This is a genomic window from Rhodocyclus purpureus, from assembly GCF_016653115.1.
GTDB lineage: Bacteria > Pseudomonadota > Gammaproteobacteria > Burkholderiales > Rhodocyclaceae > Rhodocyclus > Rhodocyclus purpureus.
The window spans coordinates 146,998-156,024 of the sequence record NZ_NHRX01000066.1; the positions used below are offsets into that span (position 1 = coordinate 146,998).

7 protein-coding genes are annotated in these 9,027 nt (G+C 67.0%); 5 read left to right on the plus strand and 2 right to left on the minus strand.

What is annotated here, in order from left to right; all coding sequences use genetic code 11:
• Positions 1-693: 693 nt before the first annotated feature.
• Positions 694-2,418 carry a magnesium-protoporphyrin IX monomethyl ester anaerobic oxidative cyclase gene (bchE, locus tag CCR84_RS14825; protein WP_201213847.1) on the minus strand — a complete coding sequence of 575 codons (1,725 nt, stop codon included), beginning with the start codon at positions 2,416-2,418 and terminating at the stop codon, positions 694-696.
• A gap of 247 nt (positions 2,419-2,665) precedes the next feature.
• Here bchE and CCR84_RS14830 point away from each other — a divergent pair, with 247 nt between their 5' ends.
• From CCR84_RS14830 to cobM, 5 genes are all read left to right on the plus strand, one after another.
• Positions 2,666-4,276, plus strand: coding sequence for a cobyric acid synthase (locus CCR84_RS14830; protein WP_338052626.1), 1,611 nt, complete (start codon positions 2,666-2,668; stop codon positions 4,274-4,276).
• A 20-nt stretch (positions 4,277-4,296) separates the two neighbouring features.
• Positions 4,297-4,494 (plus strand): hypothetical protein, encoded by a 198-nt coding sequence (locus CCR84_RS14835; RefSeq protein ID WP_201213849.1) that lies wholly within the window; start codon positions 4,297-4,299, stop codon positions 4,492-4,494.
• Positions 4,494-6,179: a cobyric acid synthase gene (locus tag CCR84_RS14840; protein ID WP_201213855.1), complete on the plus strand. Its 1,686-nt coding sequence runs from the start codon at positions 4,494-4,496 to the stop codon at positions 6,177-6,179. The genes CCR84_RS14835 and CCR84_RS14840 overlap by 1 nt, the downstream gene beginning before the upstream one ends.
• 219 nt (positions 6,180-6,398) lie before the next feature.
• Positions 6,399-7,184, plus strand: a complete 786-nt coding sequence (gene cbiE, locus CCR84_RS14845; protein WP_201213857.1) for a precorrin-6y C5,15-methyltransferase (decarboxylating) subunit CbiE — start codon at positions 6,399-6,401, stop codon at positions 7,182-7,184.
• A 1-nt stretch (position 7,185) separates the two neighbouring features.
• Positions 7,186-7,959 carry a precorrin-4 C(11)-methyltransferase gene (gene cobM / locus CCR84_RS14850; protein ID WP_201213859.1) on the plus strand — a complete coding sequence of 258 codons (774 nt, stop codon included), beginning with the start codon at positions 7,186-7,188 and terminating at the stop codon, positions 7,957-7,959.
• Positions 7,960-8,242: 283 nt separating this feature from the next.
• On the opposite strand, the gene CCR84_RS14855 is transcribed toward cobM, so the two are convergent.
• Positions 8,243-8,581, minus strand: coding sequence for a hypothetical protein (locus tag CCR84_RS14855; protein ID WP_201213860.1), 339 nt, complete (start codon positions 8,579-8,581; stop codon positions 8,243-8,245).
• Positions 8,582-9,027: the final 446 nt, after the last annotated feature.

Sequence of the window (9,027 nt, forward strand, 5' to 3'; positions counted from 1 at the left end):
CTTCACTGCCGTCATTGCGAGGCGCGTAGCGCCGTGGCAATCCAGTTCGTTCTTCTGTCTCCTCGCCCTGCACGATGCGAGACCTACGCACTGGATCGCCACGCCCTGCGGGCTCGCGATGACGGATTCGCTTCACTGCCGTCATTGCGAGGCGCGTAGCGCCGTGGCAATCCAGTGCGTTCTTCCGTCTCCTCGCCCTGCACGATGCGAGACCTACGCACTGGATCGCCACGCCCTGCGGGCTCGCGATGACGGATTCCCTTCACTGCCGTCATTGCGAGGCGCGTAGCGCCGTGGCAATCCAGTTCGTTCTTCTGTCTCCTCGCCCTGCACGATGCGAGACCTACGCACTGGATCGCCACGCCCTGCGGGCTCGCGATGACGGATTCCCTTCACTGCCGTCATTGCGAGGCGCGTAGCGCCGTGGAAATCCAGTTCGTTCTTCTGTCTCCTCGCCCTGCACGATGCGAGACCTACGCACTGGATCGCCACGCCCTGCGGGCTCGCGATGACGGGTTGCTGATCGCGACGGCTTCGGCAGGTCAGGTCGGCCGATGTTTCACGAAATTGGCCCATGTTTCACGTTAACCCGACCGACGTCTGCCTCGACCGATCCAGCAAGAAAAACGCCCCGCCGGTTTCCCGGGCGGGGCGTTTCTGGAACAGTCTGCGTCAGGCTGTCGCGTCGCTGCTTCAGATCTTGAAGCGCGGCATCGCCGATGCGGCATCGGGCAGTTGCTGGTCGCCGCCGCCGCAGGCCATGATCTTGGTCGGTGCGACGTCTTCCATCTGCTGATCGCCGCCGCCGCAGGCCTTGAAGCCGGCCATTGCGTTGGCGTTCGCATCCGCGGTCTTGATCGCTTCGTTGGTCGCCGCCGAGCGCTTGCGCGGGGGCGCGGTCTTCCACTGGATGACCTGCTGCTCGATCTTCGCATCCTGCTTGACCAGCTTGCGCGATTCGTCGAAGCCGAAGTTGATCTTGCCCTTGGCCTGTGGGCCCCAGTAGTTGTGCTTGCCGAGGCTGTAGAACTTGCGTTCGAAGGCGCTCTTCAGGAAGGCCTTCAGGCAGCCGAGCAGGTACTTGCGACGGATCGGGTCGCGCACCCACGGGTAGCCGAGGAAGGACTTCTTCATGTAGAAGCGGCGATAGTTGTTCATCACCGCGTCGAGCAGTTCGGCGCGATCCATCGCGTTCGGCTTCATGATCGGGGTCACGAAGTTGTACTTCTCGAAGTCGAAGATCTCGACCTTGTCGCCGAGCTGGTGGAAGAGGTCGGAGAACGGCCACGGCGTGAACATCGACCAGTTGGCCATGTCCGGATTCCAGTCCACGCACATGCGGTAGGTTTCTTCGATCGTCTCCTTGGTCTCGTTTTCCAGACCGACGATGAACTGGGCTTCGGTGACGATGCCGTTGGCGCGCAGGAGGTCGATCGCCTTCTTGTTCTGCGCGACGGTCGTTTCCTTGTTGAACAGGTCGAGCTTCAGCTGCGCCGCCGCTTCGGTACCGAGCGAGATGTGGATCAGGCCGGCCTTGCGGTAGAAGGGCAGCAGTTCTTCGTCGCGCAGGACGTCGGTGACGCGGGTGTTGATGCCCCAGTAGACCGGCAGATTGCGCTCGATCAGCTCTTCGCAGAATTCGACGAACTTCTTGCGGTTGATCGTCGGTTCCTCGTCGGCGAGGATGAAGAAGCCGACGCCGTACTCGCGGTGGAGGACTTCGATTTCGTCGACGACCTTCTTCGGATCACGGACGCGGTAGTCGCGCCAGAACTTCCACTGCGAGCAGAACGAGCAGGTGAACGGGCAGCCACGCGCCAGGTTCGGCGTGGCGACGGGGACGCCCATCGGGATGTACTGGTACTTCTTCCAGTCGAGAACGCCCCAGTCGGCGACGATCGTGTCGACGTCGCGGATCGGCGGTTCGGCGGCGGTGGCGACGCACTGGCCGCCGTCAAGGTAGGCGATGCCCTTGATCTCGGCGCGCTCGGCCGGCCAGCGGCCCTGATCGATGGCGCGGATCAGGTTGAGCGTGACCGCCTCGCCTTCGCCACGCACGATGACGTCGATCCAGGGCGCCTCTGCCAGGATCTGCTGGAACATGAAGGTCGCGTGGATGCCGCCGAGGACGGTGATCGCATCCGGGCACTCTTCCTTGGCGATCTTGAGCAGGCGCTCGGCGGTGTAGATCGCCGGCGTGTTCGCCGTGGTGGCGATGACGTCGACCTGTTCGCGCTTGAAGATCTCGCGCAACTCATCGTCCGAGAGTTCGTCGGTCATGGCATCGACGAAGCTGTAGTCGGAGTAGCCGCCGGACTTCAGATAACCGGCGAGGTAGGCGACCCAGGCGGGCGACCACTTACCGGCGATTTCGGCGCCACCGCATTGGTAGTTGGGATGGACGAAAAGGATGCGCATTGAATGCTCCAGAGCAAAGGCTTCCCGACGCAATGATGGCAGGGAAAACGAGGCGCGATTTTGCGCGGTGCAGCGACTCGCGTCAACCCTGAATAAACCTTCAAGAGCATGGGGGTTTTCGGTCAAAATCAAGCAACTCGCCTCTCCCGCTGAGCATTCGGGGGCATCGTCGGCATGCTGCGGCGGCGTTGACCGTCAGCGCCTGTGTCCGGATACTTGCGCGGCTTCAGTTCAGCCCGCCCACACCATGCCAGGTTCCACCCCGACTGCCGACCCGACTCCCGACCCGACTGCCGCGCGTCCGCTGCCCAAGATCGACGTGCCGCTGCTCGATCCGTCGGTCCCGAAGCGCGCGCGCTGCCTGATGATCCAGGGCACCAGTTCCGACGTGGGGAAAAGCCTGCTCGTCGCCGGACTGTGCCGCGCGTTCACGCGCCGCGGCCTGGCGGTGCGACCGTTCAAGGCGCAGAACATGAGCAACAACGCGGCGGTGACGGTCGATTCGGACCTGCCGCCAGGTCCCGACGGCGAAATCCGCCGCGGCGAGATCGGCCGCGCGCAGGCGCTGCAGGCGCGCGCGTGCAAGGTGCCGCCGTCGATCCACATGAACCCGGTTCTCCTGAAGCCGCAGGCCTACGTCGGTTCGCAGGTGGTCCTGCGCGGGCGCGCGCTCGGCAACTGGCCGGCGCGGCACTATCACGAGCTTAAGCCGACCCTGATGCCGGCAGTGCTCGACAGCCTGCGCCGGACTGCCGCCGAGGCCGATCTCGTGATCGTCGAAGGCGCCGGCAGCGGCACCGAGGTCTATCTGCGCCACTGCGACATCACCAACATGCGGCTCGCCGAGGACGCCGACCTGCCGGTCGTCCTGCTCACCGACAACGACCGCGGTGGCGCCATCGCGGCGGTGGTCGGCACGCATGTGCTGCACACCGAGTCCGAGCGCGCGCGCATCAAGGGCTACATCGTCAACAAGTTCCGCGGCGACTTCTCGCTCTACGAGCCGGGCTGCCGGGTCATGAGCGATGAGACCGGCTGGCCGCTGCTCGGCGTCGTGCGCTGGTTCGACGCCGCCGGCAGGCTGCCGGCCGAGGACGCGCTGGCGCTGGAGAAGCCGGCACAGGGCGAGGGCCGCGGCCTGCTGGTGGTGGTGCCGCAGCTGTCGCGCGTCGCCAATTTCGACGACCTCGACCCGCTCGCCGCCGAAGCGGGCGTCGCGGTGCGCTGGATCCCTCCGGGCGAACCGATCCCGGCCGAGGCCGACGTCGTGCTCCTGCCGGGATCGAAGACCACGCGCGCCGACCTCGAAGTGCTGCGCCGCGAGGGCTGGGACATCGACATCCTCGCGCACGTGCGCCGCGGCGGTCGCGTCGTCGGGCTGTGCGCCGGCTTCCAGATGCTCGGTCGCGTCGTTCGCGATCCGCAAGGGATCGAGGGCGATCCCGGCGAGACGCCGGGGCTCGGCCTGCTCGACATTGAAACGACGATCGGCGGCGACAAGCGCCTCGTCGATATCGACCGCATCGACCGCGTCAGCGGCTGCCGCGTCACCGGCTACGAGATGCACATGGGGCGGACCCACGGGCCCGGGCTCGAGCGGCCATGGCTGCGCCTCGCCGATGCCGGTGGCCAGGACGAAACCCCCGAAGGCGCCGTCTCGGCCGACGGCCGGGTGATGGGCGCCTACGTGCATGGCCTCTTTGCCGCCGACGGCTTCCGCCGCCATTGGCTGGAGAGCCTCGGCGCGCAGATTTCCGGACTCGACTACGAGGCGCGGGTCGAGGCCACCCTCGAAGCGCTCGCCGACCATGTCGAGTCGCAACTCGACCTCGACGCGCTGCTCGCGCTGGCGCGCTGATCACCAGACTGAGACACATCATGCCCCGTTTTTCCTCGACCAAGTTCGCGGCGCAGGCCGGTACTGCCGCGCGCCGCCAACTGGCTGCACGGCGTACCGCGCAGCGCCAGGTGGTTTACTGGCAATCGCGTCACTGGCAGGAGTGCGCCGACGAGCCGCAGTCGTCGGCCGGCGATTACTGGCAGGCGCTGCCGGCGCGGGACCGCGACGAGTCGTGATGAGCGAGGGGGTTCCCTTCACCCCGGCACCCCCGGCGCACTTGGCACCCCGCCGCGCGCGCTGCCTGATGATCCAGGGCACCGCCTCGGACGTCGGCAAGAGCCTGCTCGTCGCCGGCCTCTGTCGCGCCTTCGCCAATCGCGGCCTCGCCGTGCGCCCGTTCAAGGCGCAGAACATGAGCAACAACGCGGCGGTGACGGTTGATGCCGACCTGCCGCCTGGCCCCGACGACGAAGCCCGTCATGGCGAGATCGGCCGCGCGCAGGCCCTGCAGGCGCGTGCCTGCAGGGTGCCGCGCTCGGTGCACATGAATCCGGTGCTGCTCAAGCCCGAGAGCGACATCGACTGCCAGGTCGTCCTGCGCGGGCGGGTGCTCGGCCGCGCCTCGGCTGCTGCCTACCAGACGCTCAAGCCGCAACTGCTGCCGGCCGTCCTCGACAGCCTGACGCGGCTCTGCCAGGAAGCCGACCTCGTCCTCATCGAAGGCGCCGGCAGCGGCGCCGAGGCCTACCTGCGCGCGCAGGACATCAGCAATATGGGGCTGGCCGAAGCCGCCGACCTGCCGGTGCTCCTGCTCGGCGACGAGTCGCGCGGCGGCGTCACCGCGGCGGTGCTGGGTCATCACCTCTTGTGGAGCGAGTCGGAGCGCGCGCGCGTCAGGGGCGTCGTCGTCAACAAGTTCCGCGGCGACCCGGCGGTGTTCGCGCCGGCGGCCGCGTCGATCGCCGGCGCCACCGGCTGGCCGCTGCTCGGGCTGGTGCGCTGGTTCGACGGCGCCGCGCGCCTGCCGCAGGAGGATTCGCTGGCGCTGGCCGCGGAAGGGGCAGGAGCGGCGGCAACGGCCCCCGCACCCGGCGCAGCACGGCAACTCGTCGTCGCCGTGTTGCGCACGCCGCGCATCGCCAACTTCGACGACGTAGACCCGCTCGCCGGCGAGCCCGGCGTCAGCTTGCGCTGGGTGCAGGCCGGCGAGCCGATCCCGCGCGAGGCCGACGTGGTCGTCCTCGCCGGTTCGAAGGCGACGCGCGCCGACCTCGAATTCGTCCGCGCGCAGGGCTGGGACCACGACCTGCACGCGCATGTCCGCCACGGCGGCAGGGTCGTCGGCATCTGCGCCGGCTTCCAGATGCTCGGTCGCGTCGTCCGCGATCCGCACGGAATCGAAGGCGATCCGGGCGAGACGGCGGGGCTCGGGCTGCTCGACATCGAGACGACGATCGGCGGCGACAAGCGCCTGGTCGAGATCGACAAGGTAGACCGCGTCAGCGGCTGCCGCGTCACCGGCTACGAGATGCACATGGGGCGCAGCAGTGGCCCGGGAATGGCGCGGCCATGGCTGCGCCTGGCCGATGGCCCCGCGCCCGATGAGCCACGGGAGCAGGGCGGCATCGCCGCTGAGGGGGCCGCCACACTCGCTGCGCCGGGGGCCTGCGGCGATTATGTCGATGGCGGCGCCATCCCCGAAGGCGCGGTGTCGGCCGACGGCCGCGTGATGGGCGCCTACGTGCACGGCCTGTTCGCCGCCGACGATTTCCGCCGCCACTGGCTGGCGCAGGTCGGCAGCAGCGACACGGCGCCCGGCGTGCCCGACTATGAGCAGCGCGTCGACACCCTGCTCGACGCCTACGCCGCGCAACTGGCCGAAGACCTCGACCTCGACGCGCTGCTGACGCTGGCGCGCTGAAGAACATGACGAGTTCCACCGCCCCGACGCATGAAACATGCCCATTGGCCCAATTCCGTCATTGCGAGGCGCGCAGCGCCGTGGCAATCCAGTTCGTTGCTCTGTCTCCACGCACTGGATCGCCACGCCCTGCGGGCTCGCGGTGACGGGCTGTCGTTCCGGCCAGCACCTTTGCATCATTACTTCGCAGTTTCACGCTAATTGAGGGCGAACAAGAAGATGCAGCCAGATGCATCCGCCGCGCGCGGCGACGGGGTCGGAGCCGATCGTGCCGGCGCCTGGCTCACCCTGGTCGGCATCGGCGAAGACGGCGTCGCCGGCCTCGGCGACGAAGCGCGCCGGCGCATCGCCGAGGCCGTCCTAGTCGTCGGCGGCGAACGGCAGCTGCGCCTCGCCGCACCGCTGATCCGCGGCGAGGCGCGCGCCTGGCCGTCGCCCTTGCGGGACGGTGTCGCGTCGCTGATCGCCTGGCGCGGCCGGCCGGTGGTCGTCCTCGCCTCCGGCGATCCCTACTGCTTCGGCATCGGCACCACCCTGCGCCGGCTGCTGCCCGACGTACCTCTACGCTGCCTGTCGGCGCCGTCCTCGTTCTCGCTTGCCTGCGCGCGGCTCGGCTGGCCCTTGCAGGAAATCACGCTCGCCTCGCTGTGCGGACGACCGCTGTCAGGGCTGGACGTCAAGCTCGTCCCCGGCGCGCGCCTGCTCGTCCTCTCGGCCGACGAGACGACGCCCGCCAAGCTCGCCGCCTGGCTGGTCGGGCAGGGCTGGGGCGGTGCCGTCTTCCACCTGCTCGAAGCGCTCGGCGGGCCCGAGGAGCGGCTGCGCAGCACGCGCACCGACGCGTTTGCCGACGAGTTGGCGGCGACCGGGATCAACCGCCTCAACCTCGTCGCCCTCGAACTTCCCTCCGCCGCGCGGGTCTTTGGCCAGGCCACGCGCGAGCCGATCGAACCCTTCTCGCCCGAGGAAGAAGAATGCGACGCCAACCCCGTACTGGGATTCTGAAATGACCATCCACTTCATCGGCGCCGGCCCCGGCGCTCCCGACCTCATCACCGTTCGCGGCCGCGAGCTGATCGGCGCCTGCCCGGTCTGCCTCTACGCGGGCTCGCTGATCCATCCGGCGATGCTCGGCTGGTGTCCGCCCGGCGCGCGCGTCGTCGACACGGCGCCGATGAGCCTCGAGGAAATCGTCGCCGAGATGGTCGCCGCCAACGAGGCGGGACTCGACGTCGCGCGCCTGCATTCGGGCGACGTCTCGATCTGGAGCGCGATGGGCGAGCAGCTGCGCGAACTCGACCGGCTCGGCATCCCCTACACGGTGACGCCGGGTGTGCCGGCCTTCGCCGCCGCCGCCGCCGTGCTCAAGCGCGAGCTGACCCTGCCCGAAGTCGCGCAGTCGCTGGTGCTGACGCGGACTTCCGGACGTGCCTCGGCGATGCCGCCGCGCGAGAAGCTGGAAACCTTCGCCGCCACTGGCGCGACGCTCGCGCTGCACCTGTCGATCCACGTGCTCGAAGACGTCGTCACCCGCCTGTTGCCGCACTACGGCGCCGGGTGCCCGGTGGCGGTCGTCTACCGCGCAACCTGGCCCGAGGAGCGGATCATCCGCGGCACGCTCGACGACATCGCCGCGGAAGTCGCAAAGGCGTCGCCCGAGCGCAGCGCGCTGATTCTGGTCGGCCCGGCGCTCGCCGCCGAGGACTTCAGCCACAGCGCGCTCTACAGTGCGGATTACCAGCGCCGCTTCAGGGGCAGGGATACGCGCGCGGGGTCGTGAGCCGGCTGCCGGGCAGCCCACTAGCGGCTTGGCCGAGGCGGGCGCCCTGTGCCCAGTCGCCAACGTTCAAGGTAGGCGGCTTGCCACGGTTTTATGTGGCCGCTCCGGTTGACCGCAGGGTTGGGCGTCAGTGGATGGGCTACTTTGAACTCGTGTATAGCGTTGCCCATACTCCTGCGGCAGCAAGGCCCACAATCAGCACCTTCTTGAAAAAGCGGAGGATCGCTACCTTCTGAATATTTCTGTTTCGGATGTCTCGCAGGCCCAGCCACAGCCGAAAAAACTAGTCGCGGTACGAACCGACCGACACCATGCTGGTTGCGGCACAGTACCGGAAGAATATCTTGAGGAGCTTCCGAATCCTTTGTTCGGTGAGGTCATTGAGCTCGACGCCAAAGACGAGAATGAAATTGTCTTCATTGACTTTCGCAACACCCGATTTGTACGGGGAGAGGAGCACCATGATCTTCCCCGTAATGTCTTGAGAGAATGTAATGGCTACACCATTCTCCACAGCTTCGTTGGCCTTCAGTAGTTCTCCGTTTCCGAGGCTATGCCACACGCCCATACGCCGCCAACCCACAGAAACTTTGGCCTGATTCAGCGAGTTGAAACGGAACACATACGGCTGGCCGTATGCAGTAAACGACTACTTGGAAGACGATAGGTAAAAGTTACCAAGTTCGCCTGCGTCGACTACCCGGCTGTCAATTTCCGAGAATACGGAACGCAGCCTGTCTTCAAAGCTCAACCACATAACCTGGCGGATGTACCCGGCGCGTTCGGCCTTTCGTAGCTTTTGAGCAGCAGCAGCCAACACGGTTTTCATGATGCCCAAGGTAAAGATATCGGGAAAATTGCGGCGGTACAGTGCTGAACGAAGGTGTGGTGTAGCCCGCCGCAATTAGTCCGGTTGAACGACATGTTAGCCCAAACTATTTGTAACCGATCCATGAACCCCACCCTTCCGGGCAGAGCTACGCCATGGTCAAATCCGCTGGTTTCTGATTCCAGGGCAGAAGGGCGTCGTAATGGTCGACGGTGGTCGCAGCGGGCAGGTCGCGCAGG

Bases quoted from the DNA above. Each gene is read 5' to 3' on its own strand.
- CCR84_RS14830 (WP_338052626.1), top strand. From the start codon at position 2,666: ATGCCAGGTTCCACCCCGACTGCCGACCCGACTCCCGACCCGACTGCC.
- bchE (WP_201213847.1), bottom strand. From the start codon at position 2,418: ATGCGCATCCTTTTCGTCCATCCCAACTACCAATGCGGTGGCGCCGAA.
- cbiE (WP_201213857.1), top strand. From the start codon at position 6,399: ATGCAGCCAGATGCATCCGCCGCGCGCGGCGACGGGGTCGGAGCCGAT.
- cobM (WP_201213859.1), top strand. From the start codon at position 7,186: ATGACCATCCACTTCATCGGCGCCGGCCCCGGCGCTCCCGACCTCATC.
- CCR84_RS14835 (WP_201213849.1), top strand. From the start codon at position 4,297: ATGCCCCGTTTTTCCTCGACCAAGTTCGCGGCGCAGGCCGGTACTGCC.
- CCR84_RS14840 (WP_201213855.1), top strand. From the start codon at position 4,494: ATGAGCGAGGGGGTTCCCTTCACCCCGGCACCCCCGGCGCACTTGGCA.